Origin of the sequence: Nocardioides thalensis (genome assembly GCF_013410655.1) — a bacterium.
Lineage (GTDB): Bacteria > Actinomycetota > Actinomycetes > Propionibacteriales > Nocardioidaceae > Nocardioides > Nocardioides thalensis.
The window spans coordinates 2,558,732-2,579,301 of sequence record NZ_JACCFP010000001.1; the positions used below are offsets into that span (position 1 = coordinate 2,558,732).

Annotated in this window: 20 protein-coding genes; 11 read left to right on the forward strand and 9 right to left on the reverse strand. The window is 71.2% G+C overall.

Annotation, left to right across the window (positions count from 1 at the left end):
- Positions 1 to 104: 104 nt before the first annotated feature.
- The 3 genes from HNR19_RS12490 to HNR19_RS12500 are packed head-to-tail and all read left to right on the forward strand — an operon-like array spanning position 105 to position 3,114.
- Entirely contained in the window at positions 105 to 1,520 is a 1,416-nt protein-coding gene (locus HNR19_RS12490; RefSeq protein WP_246303508.1) for an Nramp family divalent metal transporter, read from the forward strand.
- 10 nt (positions 1,521 to 1,530) lie between these two features.
- Positions 1,531 to 2,094 (forward strand): hypothetical protein, encoded by a 564-nt coding sequence (locus tag HNR19_RS12495; protein ID WP_179668221.1) that lies wholly within the window; start codon positions 1,531 to 1,533, stop codon positions 2,092 to 2,094.
- 33 nt (positions 2,095 to 2,127) lie between these two features.
- Complete coding sequence (locus HNR19_RS12500) at positions 2,128 to 3,114, forward strand: TerC/Alx family metal homeostasis membrane protein (protein ID WP_179668222.1); 987 nt, start codon at positions 2,128 to 2,130, stop codon at positions 3,112 to 3,114.
- A gap of 4 nt (positions 3,115 to 3,118) precedes the next feature.
- Here the strand turns inward: HNR19_RS12500 and HNR19_RS23200 are convergent, their stop codons facing one another.
- Together HNR19_RS23200 and HNR19_RS12505 are read right to left on the reverse strand one after the other, a co-directional pair.
- Positions 3,119 to 3,253, reverse strand: a complete 135-nt coding sequence (locus tag HNR19_RS23200; RefSeq protein WP_281366476.1) for a hypothetical protein — start codon at positions 3,251 to 3,253, stop codon at positions 3,119 to 3,121.
- 173 nt (positions 3,254 to 3,426) lie between these two features.
- Entirely contained in the window at positions 3,427 to 4,161 is a 735-nt protein-coding gene (locus HNR19_RS12505; protein WP_179668223.1) for a GntR family transcriptional regulator, read from the reverse strand.
- Positions 4,162 to 4,236: 75 nt separating this feature from the next.
- Here HNR19_RS12505 and HNR19_RS12510 point away from each other — a divergent pair, with 75 nt between their 5' ends.
- On the forward strand, positions 4,237 to 4,668 hold the full coding sequence (locus tag HNR19_RS12510; protein WP_179668224.1) for a CBS domain-containing protein: 432 nt from the start codon (positions 4,237 to 4,239) through the stop codon (positions 4,666 to 4,668).
- Between the two features lie 13 nt (positions 4,669 to 4,681).
- Here the strand turns inward: HNR19_RS12510 and HNR19_RS12515 are convergent, their stop codons facing one another.
- Positions 4,682 to 5,134 carry a MarR family winged helix-turn-helix transcriptional regulator gene (locus tag HNR19_RS12515; protein WP_179668225.1) on the reverse strand — a complete coding sequence of 151 codons (453 nt, stop codon included), beginning with the start codon at positions 5,132 to 5,134 and terminating at the stop codon, positions 4,682 to 4,684.
- Positions 5,135 to 5,245: 111 nt separating this feature from the next.
- Here HNR19_RS12515 and HNR19_RS12520 point away from each other — a divergent pair, with 111 nt between their 5' ends.
- Positions 5,246 to 6,469, forward strand: coding sequence for an MFS transporter (locus tag HNR19_RS12520; RefSeq protein WP_179668226.1), 1,224 nt, complete (start codon positions 5,246 to 5,248; stop codon positions 6,467 to 6,469).
- A gap of 50 nt (positions 6,470 to 6,519) precedes the next feature.
- Here the strand turns inward: HNR19_RS12520 and HNR19_RS12525 are convergent, their stop codons facing one another.
- Both HNR19_RS12525 and HNR19_RS12530 read right to left on the reverse strand, forming a co-directional pair.
- Positions 6,520 to 9,978, reverse strand: coding sequence for an indolepyruvate ferredoxin oxidoreductase family protein (locus tag HNR19_RS12525; RefSeq protein WP_179668227.1), 3,459 nt, complete (start codon positions 9,976 to 9,978; stop codon positions 6,520 to 6,522).
- Positions 9,975 to 11,069 carry a Glu/Leu/Phe/Val dehydrogenase dimerization domain-containing protein gene (locus HNR19_RS12530; protein WP_343047172.1) on the reverse strand — a complete coding sequence of 365 codons (1,095 nt, stop codon included), beginning with the start codon at positions 11,067 to 11,069 and terminating at the stop codon, positions 9,975 to 9,977. The genes HNR19_RS12525 and HNR19_RS12530 overlap by 4 nt, the downstream gene beginning before the upstream one ends.
- Positions 11,070 to 11,283: 214 nt before the next feature.
- On the opposite strand from HNR19_RS12530, the gene HNR19_RS12535 reads away from it, so the two are divergent.
- Positions 11,284 to 12,672, forward strand: a complete 1,389-nt coding sequence (locus HNR19_RS12535) for a metallophosphoesterase (protein ID WP_179668229.1) — start codon at positions 11,284 to 11,286, stop codon at positions 12,670 to 12,672.
- On the opposite strand, the gene HNR19_RS12540 is transcribed toward HNR19_RS12535, so the two are convergent.
- Together HNR19_RS12540 and HNR19_RS12545 are read right to left on the reverse strand one after the other, a co-directional pair.
- The gene (locus HNR19_RS12540) at positions 12,659 to 13,087 is read right to left on the reverse strand and encodes a protein-tyrosine phosphatase family protein (RefSeq protein ID WP_179668230.1); all 429 of its coding nucleotides are present in this window, start codon (positions 13,085 to 13,087) and stop codon (positions 12,659 to 12,661) included. The two genes, HNR19_RS12535 and HNR19_RS12540, sit on opposite strands and share 14 nt — an antisense overlap.
- An 8-nt stretch (positions 13,088 to 13,095) precedes the next feature.
- Positions 13,096 to 13,788 (reverse strand): helix-turn-helix transcriptional regulator, encoded by a 693-nt coding sequence (locus HNR19_RS12545; RefSeq protein WP_179668231.1) that lies wholly within the window; start codon positions 13,786 to 13,788, stop codon positions 13,096 to 13,098.
- A gap of 93 nt (positions 13,789 to 13,881) precedes the next feature.
- On the opposite strand from HNR19_RS12545, the gene HNR19_RS12550 reads away from it, so the two are divergent.
- Complete coding sequence (locus tag HNR19_RS12550; RefSeq protein WP_179668232.1) at positions 13,882 to 14,304, forward strand: hypothetical protein; 423 nt, start codon at positions 13,882 to 13,884, stop codon at positions 14,302 to 14,304.
- Positions 14,305 to 14,308: 4 nt separating this feature from the next.
- On the opposite strand, the gene HNR19_RS12555 is transcribed toward HNR19_RS12550, so the two are convergent.
- Positions 14,309 to 15,229 carry a patatin-like phospholipase family protein gene (locus HNR19_RS12555; protein WP_179668233.1) on the reverse strand — a complete coding sequence of 307 codons (921 nt, stop codon included), beginning with the start codon at positions 15,227 to 15,229 and terminating at the stop codon, positions 14,309 to 14,311.
- Positions 15,230 to 15,245: 16 nt separating this feature from the next.
- Positions 15,246 to 15,806 carry a TetR/AcrR family transcriptional regulator gene (locus tag HNR19_RS12560; protein ID WP_179668234.1) on the reverse strand — a complete coding sequence of 187 codons (561 nt, stop codon included), beginning with the start codon at positions 15,804 to 15,806 and terminating at the stop codon, positions 15,246 to 15,248.
- 89 nt (positions 15,807 to 15,895) lie between these two features.
- Between HNR19_RS12560 and HNR19_RS12565 the strand changes: the two genes are divergently transcribed.
- The 4 genes from HNR19_RS12565 to HNR19_RS12580 are packed head-to-tail and all read left to right on the forward strand — an operon-like array spanning position 15,896 to position 20,569.
- On the forward strand, positions 15,896 to 17,152 hold the full coding sequence (locus HNR19_RS12565) for an NADH:flavin oxidoreductase/NADH oxidase family protein (protein ID WP_179668235.1): 1,257 nt from the start codon (positions 15,896 to 15,898) through the stop codon (positions 17,150 to 17,152).
- An 11-nt stretch (positions 17,153 to 17,163) separates the two neighbouring features.
- Positions 17,164 to 17,616, forward strand: coding sequence for an SRPBCC family protein (locus HNR19_RS12570; RefSeq protein WP_179668236.1), 453 nt, complete (start codon positions 17,164 to 17,166; stop codon positions 17,614 to 17,616).
- Positions 17,616 to 20,153: a molybdopterin-dependent oxidoreductase gene (locus tag HNR19_RS12575; protein ID WP_218910236.1), complete on the forward strand. Its 2,538-nt coding sequence runs from the start codon at positions 17,616 to 17,618 to the stop codon at positions 20,151 to 20,153. Before HNR19_RS12570 ends, HNR19_RS12575 begins: the two co-directional genes overlap by 1 nt.
- Positions 20,153 to 20,569: a hypothetical protein gene (locus HNR19_RS12580; protein WP_179668237.1), complete on the forward strand. Its 417-nt coding sequence runs from the start codon at positions 20,153 to 20,155 to the stop codon at positions 20,567 to 20,569. The genes HNR19_RS12575 and HNR19_RS12580 overlap by 1 nt, the downstream gene beginning before the upstream one ends.
- The last annotated feature ends 1 nt before the right edge of the window (position 20,570 follow it).

Genomic DNA, 20,570 nt, shown 5'->3' on the forward strand with positions numbered 1-20,570 from the left:
CCTTGGACGTCTCAGGTACTACATCCGGGGTTCCGGAAAAACCTCGCACAACTCAAGAACGTGCATCGGAGGAGAAGGTGTGGGAGGCCGGTGGGCTCGATCCGATGCCCATCCGCAAGCTGCCCGAAGCGCCGCCCTCGGTGCACATCCTCGGACCCACCGTGTTCCTGCTCGCGCTGGGCGTGGGCATGGGCGAGTCCTTCATGTGGCCCCGGCTGGTCGTCGTCTTCGGACCCGAGATCCGATGGCTCTTCCTGATCGGCGTCACGCTCCAGGCCGTCGTCATGCTCGAGATGTCCCGCTACGCCATGGCCACCGGCGAGAGCATCTTCACGGGCGCGGCACGGGTGTTCAAACCACTGATGTGGTTCTTCTTCCTGACGGCGATCGGCGTCTACATCTGGCCCGGCCACATGTCGGCCGGCGCCGGGGCCTTCGAGGAGCTGACCGGAGTCCCCTGGCAGGTCACCGGCACCATCGCGCTGGTCGCGGTCGCGGTCGTCTTCACGTTGGCCCGGGTCATCTACGACCTGCTGGAGAAGGTGCTCGGCGTGCTCATCGGCTGCCTGGTCATCGGCACCGCCGTGATCGCCTCGATGGTCGGCAGCCTGGACGCCCTCGGCGACACGATCCTCGGGATGTTCCACTTCGGCTACTTCCCCGACGAGATCCAGACCGCGGCGTGGTTCCCCGTCGTCGTCGGTTCCATCGCGTTCGCCGGCCCCTCGGGCATGCAGCAGATGTGGTACACGCTCCACCTGCGGGAGAGCGGTGCGGCGATGGGCGCCCACATCCCGAAGCTGACCGGGCTGGCCCACACCAAAGACGTCGACATCGCGGCGATGCCCGAGCGTGGGTTCATGTTCGACACCGAGGACCCGGCGGAGATGGAGAAGTGGAAGGGCTGGCGCAAGTGGGTCACCTTCGACGCGTTCGCCCTCTTCTGGGGCGTCACGATGCTCGTCACCATCTCGTTCACGGTGATGGCGATGGCGGCCGCGGAAGAGAGCGCGGCCGTGCGGGAGCGGCTCCTCGCCGGTGACCGCGACGCGGCACTGCCCGCGATGGCCGATGCGTTCTCGTCCGCCGGCTGGGCGGGCCTCGGGAGCGTCTTCCTCGGGTTCATCTCGCTGATCGGCCTCAACGCTACGCTGGGCCTGTTCGACTCGTTCTCCCGCGGCCAGGCCGACATGGTGTTCAACAACGTGAAGGGCGCCAAGAAGATCGGCATGGCGAGGCTCTACGGCGCGTTCCTCTGGGGCGTCGTGATCTTCGGGATCATCATCGTCAACTGGGGACCGGCCGACGGCCCGACCGCGGTCCTCGACATCCTGGCGTTCCTGTCGACGTTCGCCATGGGCGCCTACTGCGTGACCCTGCTGCTGGTGAACAACCGGATCCTGCCGAAGAAGATCCGACCGGGCATCGTCCCCAACGTGGTCATCGGCCTCGGAGCGCTGTTCTACCTCGGCATGCTCTTCTACAGCATGATCAAGTTCGGCGTCACGGACATGGGCTGATCGGACCGCCATGACAACCGTGACCAAGTCGCGGCTCGCCGACCTCGGGGAGCTGATGCTCCCCGGGGCCGGCATCGGCGCCGCAGCCGGCCTGTTCGCAGGCATCATCACGATGATCGCGGGCCTCGGCTGGGGCCTCGCCCTCGTCAACGTCATCGCGCTCGCGGTGCCGATGGCGCTCTTCGGCGGCGGGTACACGATCCTGTGCGCACGGGGAGTCGTCCCGGTCGGGGTGTTCGCCCCGGCCGCCCTGTACTGGTTGATCGCCTATCCCGTCAGCCGACTCGTCCAGGAGGGCTCGGCCTCGGTGTACCTCACCGGCGGGCCGGGACTGTCGACCGACGTCGTGTCGTTCGCCCTCTACAACGCCCTGCTGGCCCCGGGTCTCGCCTTCGGGTTCATCTGGCTGCACGAGCGGGTCGCACCGCTGTGGCTGTTGCGGATCCGCGACCACAACCCGCTGGCGGCCGGCCTCGCCGAGGCCTACCTCGCCTACGCGTCGCGCGCTTACCAGCAGAAGGTCCGCGAGGACGCGCGGAAGAAGGCCCGGCGCGCCAAGCGCGCGCACGCCTGACCACGGACCGACGAGGAAGAAGGAGAACACGCAGTGGACGTATCGATGTCGGTGTGGGCGATCACGCTGGTCGTGACGATCGGCGTGCTGGCGCTCGACTTCTTCATCGTGGCGCGCAACCCGCACGAGCCGTCCCTGCGTGAGGCCACGATGTGGGTGACGTTCTACGTCGCCCTGGCCGTGACGTTCGGCATCGGCGTGACCGTGACGGCAGGGGGACAGCGGGGTGGCGAGTTCTTCGCCGGCTGGTTGACCGAGTACTCGCTGTCGGTCGACAACCTGTTCGTCTTCCTGCTGATCATGGCGAACTTCGCCGTGCCGCGCGCCTACCAGCAGAAGGTACTGCTCATCGGCATCGGCCTGTCGCTCGTGCTGCGCGGCATCTTCATCGCGCTGGGTGCGGAGGCCATCGAGCGCTTCGACTGGGTGTTCTTCATCTTCGGCGCGTTCCTCGTCTTCACGGCGTGGAAGCTCGCAACGGCCGAGGACGACGCGGAGGACGAGTTCAAGGCCAACCGCGTCCTCAAGGCGGCCAACCGTTTGCTGCCGACGACCGACGAGTACCGCGGCGCGGCCCTGCTGACGCGGATCGACGGCAAGCGGTTCGTGACGCCGATGCTGATCGTGATGATCGCCATCGGCACGACCGACCTGATCTTCGCGCTGGACTCGATCCCCGCCATCTTCGGACTCACCCAGGAGCCCTACATCGTCTTCACGGCCAATGTGTTCGCCCTAATGGGGCTCCGACAGCTGTACTTCCTGATCGGCGGCCTGCTGGACCGCCTGGTGTACCTGTCCTACGGACTGGCCGTGGTGCTGGGGTTCATCGGCGTCAAGCTGATCCTCGAGGCGGCGCACCACCACGGTGCGGACTGGGCCCCGGAGATCCCGATCCTCGTCTCACTCGGAGTCATCGTCGTGACGCTAGGCGTGACGACCATCCTGAGCCTACTGAAGTCCGCACGGACGCCGTTGTCCGAGCGGACCCCGGTGGGAGTGGAGGCCGAGGTGGACTAAGGGCTCAGTGGTCGTCGGCGGACTCGAAGTCCGCGTCCTTCAGCAGCTCGTCGAGCTCACGGTCGAGGTCCTGCTCCGGGGCTGTCTCGCGGAAGTTCGGACGGGCGGCAAGGGCACCGAATCGACTGGTGAAGATCATGGTTCAACTCCTTCTTCTCGGGGGCTGGGCCGACTGGCGCCTGCCCGTTTGACTACTGCATACAGTCTTCCAGCGCACCGACGCAGAACCCAAACGTCGGGCACGTGATCCTGTTCACAAACCGATCAGTACCCGATCAGGGCTGTTCGAACGGCCCCTCCCGAGGGAGGAGATCAGTCCTCGGCAGAGCCCTCGCGCTGCTCGTGGTGCAGGTCGCGGGTGCGCTCGGTGTGCTGGCGCATGAGGGTGGCCGCCCGGCGGGCGTTCTTCTCCTCGATCGCGGCGATGATCTCGGCGTGCTCGTCCCAGGCGTCCTTGCCCCGGGTCCGGGCGATCGGGGTGTAGTACCACCGCACCCGCCGGTCGACCGAGGCGATCATGTCGGCCAGGACGCCGTTGCCCGACATGGAGACGACGTAGGCGTGGAGGTCGGCGTTCGCCGACACCATCGCCTCCTGGTCGTCGGCCGCGACGGCCTCCTCCCCCACGGCGAGCAGGGCCCGCAGCTGCGCGACCTGCTCCGGAGTGGAGTGCTTCGCGGCGAGGCGCGCGGACTCCGACTCGAGGAGCGTGCGGACCGCGAGGAGCTGGTCGGCCTCCTCGTCGGTCGGGACGTGCACGAACGCGCCGTGGGCCGGGCGCAGGTCGACCCAGCCCTCGGTCTGCAGCCGCTGCAACGCCTCGCGGACCGGCTGGCGGCTGACACCGAGGTGGAGGGCCAGCTCGTTCTCGACGAGGTGCTCCCCCGGCTTGAGCTCGCGGGTGATGATCATCTCCGCGATGGCGTCGTAGACGCGCTCGCGAAGCGGGGTGGGCCGCTCCAACGGCGGCCGGGCGGCGCGGGTCGGAGCCGCCGCCTTGCGCAGGCCGGCCCCTCGCGCGGTCGTGCCTACTTGCTGCTCGCTCATGCCCTACCCCCACGCTGTGATGACGATTCTCCGGCGGGCAGTCCTCGCCGGAGTTCTTAGTATACAGTCGTCAAGATGCAACGGGGCCGAACTGCGGCAGATCGGACGGTCCGCGGCGCGATGCTCCGCCACCCGACCGTGCACCGCGCCGACCTGACCGTCCGGGAGGCGCGGTCGGTCTTCGCCGCCGGCGCCAAGACCCGGGTGCTCCTCCTCGTCACCGGCGGCCGGCTGGTGAGCACGGTCGTGCGCGAGGACCTCGACCCCGGAGCGGACCCAGCGGCCGCCGCTGCGAACGCCGGGACGCTGACCGGCAGGTGCGTCGCAGCGGACGCCCTCCTCGAGGACACCTTCCAGGCGATGCTTCGCGAGGGGCAGCGTCGCCTCGCGGTCATCGAGCCCGACGGAACGTTGCTCGGGCTCCTGTGCCTGAAGCAGAGCCGGTCCGGGTTCTGCACCGATGAGGGCGTGGCCGCGATGCGCGCCAGCCGCATGCGCGGCGCCTGAGCACCGTTCGACGTCAGCGACCGCTGGCCCGTACCGTCTCGACGAGCCGCGCCAGGCGCGGGTCGGCGGCCGCCTCATCGAGGGCCTCGCGCAGCGCTGCATCGTGCGTCGGCCTCGCCTCGGAGAGGAGCTGGAGACCCGCAGCTGTCACGTCGGCGTAGATGCCACGCCGGTCGGTCGCGCAGAGGTAGCGGGACAGCAGGGCACGGTCCTCGAGCCGGGTGACGAGGCGTGTGGCCGCACTCTGGCTGAGCACGACCGCGTCGGCCACCTGATTCATCCGCAGGTGCCCACCCTCCCCCGCGTGCTGCCGGCTGAGCACCTCGAGCAGCGAGAACTCACGCGCGCTCAAGCCATGACCGGCCTGCAGTGCCCGCTCGACCCTCGCCTCGATCCGGTCGTGGAGCAGCGACAGCGCATACCAGCCGTCGACCAAGCCGATCGGACCCGCGTCCTTGACGGTCATCACCACTCCTGTCGCCGAGGCCTCCGCCTCCGCCTCCGCAGGCAGTCTACCGCGCGGCCGCGGTTCTCACGCTTTTGCATTTTATGCGCGTGTGCAACTACCGTCGCCTGCATGGAATCCTCCTCTCGGACGGCCGGCGCCTCGTGGGCCCTGCTCGCCCTCGCCATCGGCGCATTCGGCATCGGCACGACCGAGTTCGTGATCATGGGGCTGCTCCCCGAGATCGCTGACGAGTTCCGCGTCTCCATCCCGACGGCCGGCTGGCTCGTGAGCGGGTACGCGCTGGGCGTTGTGGTCGGAGCACCCGTCACGACCGTGCTGGGCACTCGCCTCGGACGCAAGACGATGCTCCTCCTGCTGCTGGTCCTGTTCGTCGCCGGGAATCTGCTCTCCGCACTGGCGCCCACCTTCGGTCTCATGCTGATCGGCAGGCTCGTGACGTCGCTCGCCCACGGCTCGTTCTTCGGTATCGGCTCCGTCGTGGCAGCAGAGCTCGTCGCGCCGCACAAGCGGGCAGGCGCCATCGCGTTCATGTTCACGGGTCTCACGGTCGCGAACATCCTGGGAGTCCCGCTGGGGACCTTCGTCGGGCACGCGATCGGGTGGCGCACCACGTTCGCCCTGGTCGCCGTCCTCGGGGTGGCCGGCCTGGTCGGCATCGCCGCCCTGGTGCCGGCCCTTCCTCGGCCCGAAGGCGCGCGACTCCGTGCGGAGCTGTCCGCCTTCCGCAACATCCAGGTCACCTTGGCGATGGCCATGACCGTCCTCGGCTTCGGGGGCGTGTTCGCCGCGATCACCTACATCGCGCCGATGATGACGGAGGTCGCGGGATTCGCCGAGAGCTCCGTCACCTGGCTGCTGGTCCTCTTCGGTGTCGGGATGTTCCTCGGGAACCTCCTCGGGGGCCGGTACGCCGACCGGGCGCTGATGCCGATGCTCTACCTGACGCTCGGCGGCCTGGCCGTCGTGCTCGCCCTCTTCACCGTCACCGCCCACCACCGGGCTCTCGCTGCGGTGACGATCCTGCTCGTCGGCGGCCTGGGCTTCGCCACCGTCCCCCCGCTCCAGAAGCGCGTGCTCGACCACGCGGCCGGTGCCCCGACCCTGGCGTCAGCGGTCAACATCGGCGCCTTCAACCTCGGCAACGCGCTTGCTGCCTGGTTGGGTGGCCTGGTGATCGCCGCCGGCCTCGGCTACACCGCCCCGAACTGGGTGGGCGCCCTGCTGGCCGCCTCGGCGCTGGCGCTCGCCGTGCTGTCGGGTGTCCTCGAGCGCCGTACGCCCCGCGCCCCCGTCTCCCTCACCGGCGCGCCGAGGCTGGTCGTCGCCGACTGACAGCCACAAGGCGCCCGGACACCCAACAGGTGACCGGGCGCCCTGGCGCCTCAGAAGTCCGCGTCGACCCCCGCCGCGCGCAGCTGCTCGCGGTAGAGCTCCACGTTGCGCATCTTCACGCTCTCGTAGCCGCGCACGACGTCCGGCAGCTCGGCGATCCGGCACGCCCGGTCATACGACGCCGGGGAGAGGTCGTCGGCGAGCGTCATGAGGAGCGAGCGGTAGTGCCGCACCATCGCCCGCTCGGTCCGACGGACCTCGGCGTACCCGAACGGGTCGAGCGCCGTTCCCCGCAGGAACTTCAGAGTCGCGAGGAGGCGGAGCAGGACCTGGAGGCGGGGGCCGAACCCGATCTTGCGCTCCTTGAGGAACCGCGTGAGGATCGGCGGCCGCAGCTGGAACGTCACCTTGGTGCCTGCCGGCACCTGCGTGCGCACGTCGTCGAGGGCGCTCGGCGCGGTGAGCAGCCGCGCGACCTCGTACTCGTCCTTGTAGGCGGTCAGCTTGAACAGGTAGCGGGCCGCCGCCTCGCTGAAACGGGTCTCGGTCGTGACGGCGCGCTCCTTCTCCCAGAGGCGTCCCACGAGGTCGACGTACGCCTTCGCGGTCGCCTGGCCCTGGAAGTCCACGAGCTGCGGCGCCCGGACGTCGACCAGCCGGCGCACCTCGCCGTCGAACGGAGCCGACGCGAGCGCGGGCACCTCGACGGGCCGCGCGGGCTTCACCGTGCGGGCGGTGGCCTTCCGGAACGCCTCGGGAGCCGCCACGGACGCCCGGCCCCACCGGAAGGCCGCGACGTTGGCGGCGACAGCGACGCCGTTGATGCCGACGGCCTCCTCGATCGCCTCGGCGGCGATCGGCAGGGCGCCGGCCTGGTAGGCCGCGCCGACGAGCAGGAAGTTCGCGGCCGCCGTGCTTCCGAACAGCACCTCGGCGGCGGCGAGCGCGTCGAACGCCGTGACGTCGGCCGCGACCCCGGCGACCCGGGCGAGGAGCTCGTCGGACCCGGGATAGGCGATCGACTTGTCGTAAACCATCGGCCCCGTGGGCGTCTGGCTCGTCGACACCACCGCCACGGTGTGCCCGCGGTCGCCGTACGCCAGGTTCTTGCCCTCGGCCAGCGTGAGCAGGTCGAAGCCGATCAACGCGTCCGCAGAGCCGGGCGTCACCCGGTTGGACGGCTCGACCGCACCGGGCCCGAAGCGCAGGTGCCCGGTGACCGGTCCCGCCTTCTGGCTCATGCCGACCTGGTCGAGCGACTCCACGCCGTAGCCGGCCCGCAGCGCCGCGGTGGCCAGCACCTGGTTGACCGTGACGATGCCGGTGCCGCCGATGCCGGCCATGAAGACGCTGAACGTCCGGTCGAGCGGCTGGTACGTCGGCGCGGGGACCTGCGGCGGCTCGGGGGTGGCCTTGCGCGCCACCTTCGCAGCCGGGTCGGTCTCGACCGTCATGAACGACGGACACTCCCCCTGCACGCACGTGTAGTCGGTGTTGCAACCGGTCTGGTCGATGCGGGTCTTGCGGCCGAGCTCGGTGTCGACCGGCTGTACCGACAGGCAGTTGCTCTTCACACCACAGTCGCCGCAGCCCTCGCAGACGGCCTCGTTGATCACGACCCGCTTGGTGCGCGGCGCGAGCGTGCCGCGCTTGCGCTGCCGGCGCGCGTCGGCGGCGCAGTGCTGGTCGTAGATCAGCACGGTCACGCCCGGGATCTCGCGCAGCTCGCGCTGGGCCTCGTCGAGGCGGTCGCGGTGCCACAGGCGCACGCCCGGTGCGAGGTCGCGCTTGCGGTAGCGCTCCGGCTCGTCGGCGCACACGATCACCGCGCTGACGCCCTCGTTGACCAGCTTGTGGGTCAGCTGCGCCATCGCCACGGCACCTTGGCGCTTCTGCGCGCCGGTCATCGCCACCACGTCGTTGTGCAGCAGCTTGTAGGTGATGTTGACGCCGGCGGCCACGCACGCCTGGACGGCCAGCTGGGCGGAGTGGAAGAACGTGCCGTCGCCGACGTTCTGGAACGTGTGGGTGCTGTGGCTGTAGGGCGCCTGCCCGATCCACTGCGCACCCTCGCCGCCCATCTGCGTGATGCCGGTGACCGCGCTGTCGTCGCGCTGCGACACCGTCACGAGCGTGTGGCAGCCGATGCCGCCCGCGCCGAGCGAGCCGTCGGGGATCGCGGTCGAGCGGTTGTGCGGGCAGCCGCTGCAGAAGTACGGCAGCCGCGACGTCGACAGCAGCGGCAGGTCGATGCGGGTCGGCGGCTCGGGCGTCATCTCGGCGCGCCCGGCCAGAGCCCGGCGCAGCGGCTTGAGGAGGCGACCCGCGGTCAGCTCGCCCTCGAGCGGGACCAGCGGCACGCCGGCGCTGTCGTTCTTGCCGACGATCGCCGGCGCGCCGGGACGGCCGTACAGGATCTCGCGGACGCCCTGCTCGATGAACGCGGTCTTGTCCTCGACGACCACGATCTCGTCGAGGCCGTCGGCGAACTCCTCCACGACGGTCGGCTCGACCGGCCACATCATGCCGAGGCGCAGCACCCGGACGCCGGCGGCGACCAGGTCGTCGTGACCGAGGCCGAGGTCGGTCAGCGCCTGGCGCGTGGAGTCGTAGCAGCTGCCGGAGGCGATGATGCCTACCTTCGCGTCCGGCGTCTTGACCTCGATCCGGTTGAGCTTGTTGGCGGCGGCGTACGCCTTCACGACTGCCATCCGCGGGCCGTAGAGCTTCGCCTCCGCGCCGACGATGCGGTCGGGAAACAGCTCGATCTTCGTCGGCTCGTAGGTGTACGGCGCACCGCCCCACTCGACGGTCGGGACCACGGGGTCGAGCACGCCGATCTCGGGCTGCACCACCCAGGCGCCGTCGGCGACGTCGGCCACGATCTTCAGCGCGACCACGCACCCGGACGCGCGGGACAGGGCGATCCCCTCCATGCCGTACTCGACGATCTCGGAGGAGTTGCGCGGGAACAGCACGGGGATGCCGAGCGAGGCGAGCGTGCGCTCGCTGACGGCGGGGACCGACGACGACTTCGCCGCCGGGTCGTCGCCGACGAGCATCAGCATGCCGCCGTTGCGGTGCCCGCCGTACATGTTGGCGTGGCGGAAGGAGTCGAGGGCGCGGTCGACGCCGGGGCCCTTGCCGTACCAGACGCCGGTGACGCCGTCGTACTTGCTGGTGTCGAGGGTGACAGCCGACTGGGTGCCCCACACGGCGGTGGCGGCGAGCTCCTCGTTGAGGCCGGGGACGACGGTGATGTCGGAGTCGGCCATCTCCTGCTTGAGGCCCAGGAGCAGCGTGTCGAGCCCGCCCAGCGGGCTGCCCGGGTAGCCGGAGATGAACGTGCCGGTGCGCAGGCCGCGACGACGGTCGAGGGCGCGCTGCTCGACGAGCATGCGGGCGATCGCCTGCACGCCGGTCAGCAGCACCGGCCCCGCGCCGACGCGGTAGCGGTCGGCCAGGTCGTAGGCCTCGAACGCGGTCCCCGGCTCGAAGACCGCGGTCACCGCGCGAGCTCCGCGCGGCGGGCGGCGAGGCGCTGCTCCACGACGGCGTCGGCCGCGGCGCTGGTGGTCACGCCGAGCTCCTCGGCGTGCACCAGGATCTCGGTGGTCGTGTCGGCGATCCGGGCGATCTTGGCCTCCACCTCCTCGCGGGTGGCGTCGACGAGCTCGCCGCCGACCTGCACCAGACCCCCGGCGTTGGCGACGTAGTCGGGCACCCAGAGGATGCCCCGCGCGTGCAGCTCGTCGGCGACCTCGTGGGTCGCGAGCTGGTTGTTGGCACCGCCGCACACGATCGCTGCCTTCATGTCGCGGACGGTCGCGGCGGTCAGGGTCGCGCCGAGGGCGCAGGGCGCGTAGACGTCGACGTCCTCGTCGAGGACGGACGGTACGGCGCGCACGTGTGCCAGCGTCGAGGTGAGCGCATCGAGCGCCGGCTGGTGGGGGTCGGCCACGAGGATCCGCTCGACGCCGGCCGAGGACAGCAGGGCGACCAGGCGCGAGCCCACCTTGCCGACGCCCTCGACGCCGACGGTGCGGCCGGCGAGGCCGTCCTCGCCGTACCGGTGCTCGGCGGCGGCGCGCATCGCGCTGAAGACGCCGTACGCCGTGGAGTAGCCGCTGTCGCCGGAGCCGCCGGCGTTCTTGCCGACAACGTGGCGGGTCACCTCGGCGACGACGTCGAGGTCATCGGCGGTGGAGCCCACGTCGGCCGCGGTGATGTAGCGCCCGCCGAGCGTGTCGACGAACCGGCCGTAGGCGAGGAGGAGCTCGCGCGACTTGATGCGCTCGGGGTCGCCGATGATGACGGCCTTGCCGCCACCGAGGTCCATGCCCGCGGCCGCCGCCTTGTAGGTCATGCCCTGCGCGAGGCGCAGCACGTCGGTGAGCGCCTCGGCCTCGGACGCGTAGGGATAGATCCGGGTGCCGCCCAGCGCGGGGCCGAGTGTCGTGTCGTGGATGGCGATGATCGCCTTGAGGCCGCTCGCGCGGTCATGGCAGAAGACGACCTGCTCGTGGGCGGCGGCACCGAGCTCGTCGGTGCGATCGAAGACAAGCCCGTCCAGGCGGGCCGGCGCTGCATTTGCGGACACGCGTCTCACTCCTCACTCATCCGGGCGGAGCTGGTGGTCCGGTCCGGAGCAATGGCCGGGGAGCCCGGGTGAGGGCGCCCCGTCGGGGGACGGTCACAGGGTGGGTGACCGTGTGACCCACATCATGGTCCAACCGGATGCCCGATGAACAGTTGGCACGCCCTCTAGGCGGTCCACCGGTGGGTACCTGTCGGGCAGCACAGGGAGGGGATCCATGCCGCGACCCGAGGTCCATGTCGAGCCGTTCGTCCACCTGGTCGACGTCACGCACGACGCGGCGCTGGTCGCGTGGGGTGCGTTCCACTTCCGGCGGGACCACGCGGAGCAGCGGTGGGAGATCGTCGACGACTCCGAGCTCCAGGAGGGCTTCGGCCGGCACACCTGCATCGGCCACGACGCCGAGCCGTTCGGCGCCGGGGTCGTCGAGGTGCTCGACGCAGGTGGCGGCGTGGTCGCCCGGGCGACGACGGAAGACCGCACCTGGGCCTGGGTCGACGGGCTCGCGGCCGACTCGACGTACACCTATCGCGTGCTGGTCGACGGCGCGGAGTGGGCCGCCGGCGAGCGCCACGACTGGGTCGAGGACCGCCGGGGCGGCTACGACCTCGCTCCGGCGGGTCGTTCCTACGACCTCCGCTTCCGCACCTTCCCGGCGCCGGACGGCCCGACTCCCCCGCTGCGGTTCCTGGCTCTCGGCGACTACGGCGTCGGGATCCGCTCGGACTCGGAGTCGAGCCGCCGCCAACGCCGCGTGGCAGAGGTCCTCGACCGGCTGGTCGCCGAGGGCGACGTCCGCTTCGTCGTGTCGCTCGGCGACAACATCTACCAGGGCGAGCAGGGCGCGGTGGACGACGAGAGCGGTGGCGAGGACGACGACTGGTACTCCAGCTTCTTCCAGCCCTACCGCTACGCCCTCGCGCAGGTGCCGTTCTTCCCCGTCATCGGCAACCACGACACGACCGACACCGAGGGCAGCGACGACCGCGCGCAGATGGCGGACAACTTCCACCTCGCCGAGCGCTTCCAGGGCCCCGGGCGCAGCAGGATCGAGCCCGGCCTCTTCTACACCGTCCGGTTCGGCGAGGACCTCGAGCTGGTCGGCATCGACACCTCCCAGGACCCCGAGGAGGACGTGAGCCGGCACTTCCTCGCCGAGCGCCAGCTGGCCTGGCTGCGCCGGGTGTTCGCCGAGCCCGGCGTGCGGTGGCGGATCCCGCTCTCGCACCACCCGGCGTACTGCGCCGGTCCACATCACGAGGACGACGCGGACATGATCGACGCGCTCGTGCCGCTCTTCGACAGCGCCGACGTGCGCCTCGTGCTCGCCGGCCACGAGCACAACTTCCAGGTGGGCCGCATCGGCAAGAGGACGTACGTCGTCTCCGGCGCCGGGGGCAAGGTGCGCGAGGAGGCGCCGGCCCGGCTCGGCGAGCCCGGCGCCGAGGCATGGGCGGCGCACGCGCACCTGCTGGTGGTCGACGTCGACGGCGAGCGTGCCGAGCTGACGCCGGTCTCCGGCCTGCTCGCGGACGGGACGCCGCACCTGCTCACCGCGCTGGATGCGGACAACCGCGTCGTCCGGCCGCCGTTCACGGTCGAGTAGCGATCGCGATCCATCGTCGCTGGCGACGGGTCTCGACGGCGCGCCGGTGATAGCTCGCCCGCACCCAGTCGACGGCTTCCGCCGGGTCGACCCCGCTCATGACGGCGAGCACCGCGATCGCCGTGCCGGTCCTGCCGATGCCGCCGCCGCACGCCACCTCGACCCGCTCGGTGGCGGCCCGGTCGTGCGCCTCCCGCAGCGCGGCGACAGCCTCGTCGGTCGAGGCCGGCAGCCGGAAGTCCGGCCATCGCACCCAGCGGCTCGGCCACGCGGTGATCCGCGGGTCCTTGCCCAGGAGGTAGACGGCGAAGTCCGGGGCGGGCACGTCGCCCCGCGGACGCCGTACGGCGGTGCCGCGGACGACGCGCCCGTCGGGCAGCCGGACCGCCCCCGGCGCCGCGCCCCAGTCGTCCATCACCGACCTCACTCCGGGGCGCCGGCCTCGGCCCGCGCCTTGACGCAGCACTGGTCGGGCCCGGGTTCGAGGCAGGCGCGGACCCCGTCGTACCCGAGTCCGTCGACGACGCCCTGCACGAAGTCGTGGTTGAGCCCGCACACCAGCTCGGTGTGCTTGCGGGCGAGCGAGTCGAACGGGCAGTTGCTGAGCAGCACCTCGTCGACGTCGATGCGCGGCTCGTAGCCCTGGATCGCCAGCACCTGCGCGACGGCCGCCAGCGGCTCGGCATCCGCAGCAATCCCCTCCGCCGAGTCGCCGAGAGCGCGTCCCTCCTCGCGGGCGACCTCGCTCATCGCGGTCGGGAGCGCCACGCCGTCGGCGGCCCGGGTCACCGCGGCCGCGAGGATGTCGCCCACCAGGTCGTAGCGCCGGGGCGGCAGCGAGACGGCGAACTCCTGGGCCGCGCGGCGGTACAGCTTGCTCGGCCGGCCGGCGCCAGGACCGGACCGACCGCTGAGTCGGCGGTACTCGACCTCGAGCAGGCCCTCGGCGACGAGCTTGTCGAGGTGGAAGTTCACGTTGTGCTGCGCGATGTCGAGCGCGCTGGCCGCCTGCTCGCGGCCCACCGGCTCGGGCTGGGCGACGACGTACTCATAGAGCGCGCGGCGCGTGTCGTCGGCGAGCGCGCCGATGCCGGCCGCCTTCGTCCCCAGCTCCATGAGCGCAGTCTAAAACAGAAAGTCCTTGACACAACAGTGCCCGCGGGTCTCTACTTCTAATAAAGTTCTGTTTTAGTAGAATAGGAGGCCGTCATGGCGACTTCGACCACCGCCACCCCCGCCACGAGCCAGGGCCGCCGCACCGGCGCCGACCTGGCGTACCGGCTGCTCCGCACCGTCTTCACGGTCGCACCCATCGCGTTCGGGCTCGACAAGTTCGCCGAGCTGCTGACCGAGTGGGACAGGTACCTCGCGCCCTGGGTCAACGACCTCGTGCCGGGCAGCGCGCACGACGCGATGCTCGGCGTGGGCGTGATCGAGATCGTCGCGGGCGTCGTCGTCGCGATCGCGCCCCGCCTCGGCGGACCGCTCGTCGCCGCCTGGCTGGCGGGGATCATCCTCAACCTGGTGACCATGGGCGAGTACTACGACGTCGCCCTGCGCGACTTCGGCCTGCTCGCTGGAGCGCTCGCGCTCGCGCTCCTCGCGTGGGACGCCCGGCGTCGGAGGGATTGACGTCCTACGCCGGGCTCGAGGACAGGGCGTCGATCAGGGCGGCGTGCCCGATGGCGATGGCACTCTCGATCGACGCCAGGTCCTTGGTCAGCCGGGACACGTCGTGGGCGCCGGGCGGCGGCCGCACCTGGGTGAGGTGCGCAGACTCGTGGCGGGCGGCGTCGGTCGACCGGTAGTGCTCGTGACGCACCCGGTGGCTCCGGCCGGCGCCGCGGGCGTGGCGCAGGAAGTACGGCGCGAGCGCGAGCCGCTCGAGCCTCGACCCGGCGGGCAGCTGGCCCTCCCGGCGGGTGCGCAGGACCAGGACGTGGGTGGCGCCCTGCGCCACCGCGGTCGGCCACGGCACCGCCTCCGACAAACCACCGTCGACGAACGTACGCCCGCCCAGCGGCACCGGCCGCCCGGCGAGGAGCGGCATGCAGGCCGACGCACGCAGGGCGGTCTGCACGGACACCCGGTCGGTCAGGTGCGGAGCCAGGTCCGCCGACTCACCCGTCCGCGCGTCCGTCGCGATCGGGTGGAGCGTGATCGGGTTCGCGAGGATCGCCTCGAAGTCCATCGGCGTCAGCCGCTCGTAGACGTGGCCCACCAGCACCTCCAGGTCGACGACCGGTCCCCCGCGCAGGAGCCGCCGCGGATCCGTCACCCCGGCGGCCGCCACCTCCGGCGACGCCCACGACGGCAGCCAGCGCTGCGCCTCTCCCGTCAGCAGCCACGCCGCGTTGAGCGCACCCCCGGAGGTGCCGTACACCGCGTCGAAGCAGTCGGTCAGCCCGAGCTCGTCGATCGCGAGGCACATCCCGGCCGAGTACGCCGCGCGGTTGCCGCCGCCCTCGATCGCCAGCGCGACCCGGTGCCCGTCCGAGCGAGCACCCGGACGACTGCCGGCCTCGCGGCGCGCTCGCAGCACATCGGCCACCGTCATGGCCCGGATCCTCGCACTACCGGCGCGCGAGCAGCGGCGCGAGGTGCCGCGCCGCCTGGTCGAGCGGCTCGGTCGACCGAGCAGCCCGCGCCGCCAGCAGCGCCCCCTCGACCGAGCTGACCACGAACCCGGCCAACGAGCGCGCCTCCTCACGGGGATGTCCCTCACCCTCGAGCTTGGCCGCGAGCTCCCCTGCCCAGGCCTCGAACGACGCGGCGGCCGCCTCGCGCACGGCGACGGCGTCGGCCGGCGCCGCGGCCGCGGCCGCGACCGGGCAGCCGAGCCGGAAGTCCGAGTCGACGAGGTTGGCGGACGTCTGGCGGATCGTCTCGACGAGCAGGGTGGCGCTGTCCATCGTCGCGCCGACCTCGCGCATGACCCGCTGCATCCACGCTCCGGCCGCGCGGGTCGCCGCGTCGATCAGCTCCAGCTTGCCGCCCGGGAAGTGCTGGTAGACGGACCGTCGGGCACTGTCGCTGCGCTCGAGGAGGTCGGCAAGGCCGGTACCCGCCACGCCCCGCTCACGGACCAGTTCGATCGCGGCGACGATGAGGCGCTCCCGCGGTCCCTGTGGCATCGCCCACACCTCGTTTCGCCGATCGCTGTAGACCAGATGGTCTACATCATGGTTGTCTGTAGACCAGTCAGTCTACTGGAGGCTTCCTGATGCAGCGCACGACCGAGTCCGTGAACCGCCGTACCGTCCTCGAGCGGCCGCTCGAGCTGCCCAACGGCTTCGTGATCCCCAACCGGCTCGCCAAGGCCGCGCTCAGCGAGGGCCTGGGTGACCGCGACGGCGGCCCCGGCACCAGGATCCGGACCCTCTACCGGCGTTGGGCCGACAGCGGCGTCGGACTCACGATCACGGGCAACGTCATGATCGACCGGCGCCACGGGCTGGGCGAGCCGGGCAACGTCGCGGTCGAGGACGACCGCCACGGCGACCAGCTACGCTCCTGGGCGGAGATCACGAAGTCCGGCGGCTCCCGCGCCTGGGTGCAGATCAACCACCCGGGACGCCAGACCCCGCGCACGCTCACGCCTCACCCCGTGGCTCCCTCCCCCGTCGCCCTCCCCGGCTCCGCGAAGCTGTTCGCCACGCCGCGGGAGCTCACCGGCGCGGAGATCGAGGACCTCGTCAGCCGCTACGCGACGACGGCGCGCATCGTCACCGATGCAGGGTTCGACGGAGTCCAGATCCACGGCGCCCACGGCTATCTCGTGAGCCAGTTCCTCTCCCCCTTGGCCAACCAGCGCACCGACGGGTGGGGCGGCACCCCGGAGAAGCGGCGCCGCTTCGTGCTCGAGGTGTTCCGTGCGATCCGCGCCGAGGTCGGAGCGGACGTCCCGATCGCGATCAAGCTCAACTCCGCCGACTTCCAGAAGGGCGGCTTCGGCCACGAGGAGTCGCTCGAGGTCGTGCACGCCCTCGCCGCGGAGGGCCTCGACCTGCTCGAGGTCTCCGGCGGCACCTACACGTCGGCCGCCATGCTCGGCGTCGACGTGTCGCTCAGGGAGAGCACCCGCAGGCGCGAGGCGTACTTCCTGGAGTACGCCGAGAAGGTGCGCGCCATGCTCCCCCAGCTGCCGCTCATGCTGACCGGCGGCTTCCGCACCGCCGACGGCATGGTCGACGCCATCGAGTCCGGCGCCATCGACGTCGTCGGTCTGGGCCGGCCGCTCACCGTGCAGCCGGACTTCCCCGCGGACCTGCTCGCGGGACGCGTCGACGAGAGCGTCGTCAACCCGCGCCGCAGCGGCATCAAGCTCCTCGACAACCTCACCGAGCTGACCTACTACACCGTGCAGATGTGGCGGATGGCCAAGGGCAAGGAGCCAGCGCCGGACCGTCACGCCGCCATCAACGTGACCCAGTACCTGCTCAACAACGGCATCGAGAGCCTGCGCTCGCCGCGCGCCTGAAAGGACCAGCGATGAAGACCGTCGTCGTGACCAAGACACTCAGGGCCCCGATCGAGGAGGTCTTCGAGGCCTACACAGACCACGAGCGGCTCGCCGACCTTCCGATGGTGATCTCGGCGAAGGTGACCGTGCCCGGCCGGACCGAGAAGAACGGGCTCGGCGCCGTGCGCGAGGTCAACGGCGGCCTGATCTGGCTGCGCGAGGAGATGGTCGGCTGGGAACGGCCGACCCTCATGGAGTACTCGATCACCAGGTCACGGCCGGCGTCGACCCACGAGCTCGGCCGGGTCGAGTTCAGTGAAGTGCCGGGCGGAACGAAGGTCGTCTGGACCACACGATTCGGCCTCGAGAACAAGATGCTCGCCGTCGCGGAGGCGGGCTTCGCGGCCGCGTTCCGCTTCATCTTCGTGATGACGCTCGCCCAGGTCGAGAAGCGCGCCATCGCAGCAAGCGCGGCCGCCTGATGCCGGGCCTCCGCCGGCGCGAGGGCGTCCACGTCCTCGACCTCGGCGACACGGAGAACCGCCGACAGATGACTGAAGCGACCTGGCAGAAGTCGGCCTGCATCCTGTGCGAGTGCAACTGCGGCCTGGAGATCCAGGTCGTGGACGGGCGGCTGGCCAAGATCCGCGGCGACAAGGACCACGTCTCGTCGCAGGGCTACACCTGCGAGAAGCCGCTGCGGCTCGACAAGTACCAGAACAGCCGCGACCGGATCACGTCCCCGCTGCGGCGCCGTGACGACGGCAGCTACGAGGAGATCGACTGGGACACGGCGATCTCGGAGATCGCCGCCAAGCTCACCGGCATCAAGGAGACACACGGCGGCGAGCGCATCCTGTTCTACGCCGGTGGCGGGCAGGGCAACCACCTGCCGGCGGCGTACGGTCAGTCGCTGCGCGCGGCGCTCGGCACGAAGTACTACTCCAACGCCCTCGCGCAGGAGAAGACCGGCGAGGCCTGGGTCGACGGCAAGCTGTACGGCGGGCACACGAAGGGCGACGTCGAGCACGCCGAGGTCGCGATGTTCATCGGCAAGAACCCGTGGCAGACCCACTCGTTCCCGCGAGCCCGCCCCGTGCTGAAGGAGCTCGCGCGCGACCCGCAGCGGTCGATGATCGTGCTCGACCCGCGTCGCAGCGAGACCGCGGCGATGGCCGACTTCCACCTCCAGGTCAGGCCCGGCACGGACGCCTGGTGCCTGGCGGCGATGCTCGGCGCGATCGTCGAGGAGGACCTGATCGACCACGCGTTCGTCGACGACCACACCCACGGGGTCGACGAGGTCCTCGAGGTCCTGCGGGAGGTCCCCGTGGCGCAGTACGCCGCCACGTGCGCCGTGCCCGAGGCCCTGATCCGGGCCGCGGCCCGGCGCTTCGCCACCGCCGCGAGCGCGATGACCTACGAGGACCTCGGCACCCAGCAGGCGCCCAACAGCACGCTCGTGTCCTACCTCAACAAGCTGCTCTGGATCCTGACCGGCAACTTCGGCAAGCCCGGCACGATGGCGCTGCACTCCTGGTTCGCCCGGCTCGCCGGCGAGCCACCGGCCGACCCGCGCGCCACTCCCCGCAGACCTGCCTCCACCCTGACGAGGCTGCAGCGCCGCGCGGTCGCGAGCGCCGTCACCGCCGGGGCTGCGGGCGTCTCCCGGGCGACGCCGTGGGGCGCCCGCCTGCACAAGGGCGCCACCAACACGGTCTCGGCGAAGCTGCTCGCCCAGCTCGCCCCCGTGCTCGCCGACGGCCTGGCCGCCGGCGCCTACCCGCGCGCCGAGCGCACCACGCCGGTGACCGGCGCCCGGGTGATCGGCGGCATGATCCCGGCGAACTCGATCGCCGAGGAGATCCTGACCGACCATCCCGAGCGGATGCGCGCGATCTGGATCGACAGCTCCAACCCCGCCCACTCGCTGCCCGACTCCGACCGGTTCAAGAAGGCGATGCGGGCCTGCGACATCACGGTCGTGGTCGACGTGGCGTTCACCGAGACCGCGCGCACCGCCGACTACGTGCTCCCCGCGTCGACCCAGTTCGAGAAGTGGGAGTGCACGTTCTTCAACCTGGAGTTCCCGCACAACTCGTTCCAGCTGCGCGCCCCGCTCCTCGACCCGACCCCGGGCACCCTGGGCGAGCCGGAGATCTATGCCCGCGTGATCCGCGAGCTGGGCGTCGTCGACGAGGGGGTGCTCGACCGCCTGCGCACGGCCCTGACGGCCGGACCGGACGCGTTCGCCCTCGCGTTCTTCTCGGCAGCCGCCGCCGATCCCTCCCTGATGAAGATGGCGGGCTTCGTGCTCCACGAGACCCTCGGCCCGACGCTCCCGAACGGAGCCCGGGCCGCCGCGGTGCTGTGGGGCCTGGCGCAGCTCTGCGTGCTGTCCTACCCCGAGGGGACCGCGCGCGCCGGTTTCGACGGACCGCTGCTCCAGGCCGGCCAGAAGCTGTTCGAGGCCGTGCTCCGAGAGCGGGCCGGCGTCACGTTCACGGTCGACGAGTGGGAGCACGCCTGGGACTACGTGGCCCGCAAGGACGACCGGATCACCGTCGCCATCCCCGAGCTGCTGCCCGAGCTCCGGGCGCTGGCCGACGCCCCGTCGTCGTGGACGACGGACGAATTCCCGTTCGTGCTGATGGCCGGGGAGCGGCGCGCCTTCACCGCCAACGACATCATCCGCGACCCCTCGTGGCGACGCCGTGACGCCGACGGCGCGCTGCGGATCAGCCCCAGCGACGCCGAGCGCATCGGCGTGGCCGCGGACGGCCGGGTGCGGATCACGACCGAGACGGGCGCCGCGGAGGTGGGCGTCGAGATCACTGACGTGATGCAGCCCGGCCACGTGTCCCTCCCCAACGGCCTCGGCACCGACTACCCCGACGAGAGCGGCAACCGCGAGCGGACCGGCGTACCCCTCAACGAGCTGTCGGGGGCGCTCCGGCGGGACCCGATCGCGGGGACTCCCTGGCACAAGTACGTGCCGGCGAGGGTCGAAGCTGTTTGATGGACGCCATGGAGACCGTCGGCGACGCGATGCTGCACCACCCCACGGTGCACCCCGCGGACCTGACGGTCGCCGAGGCGCGAGCGTTCTTCGCGAGCAGCCCGAAGCGGCACTTGCTCCTGCTGGTGCGCGACGACGTCCTGGTCGGGGCCGTCTCCCGCCACGACGTCGAGACCACGCCGGAGGCGGACGCCGCCGCGCCCGCCGCGAGCATCGCCTCTCTCGAGGGCCGCACCACCAGAGTGGACGTGCCGGTCGGGCCGCTGCGGGAGTCCATGGCCGGCACCGGACTGCGCCGGATCGCCGTGGTCGACGACGAGATGCACCTGGTCGGCCTGCTCTGCCTGAAGGCCAGCCTCACCGGGTTCTGCACCGACGAGGGCGTTGCGGAGATGCGGCGCTCACGCAGCGGCTAGC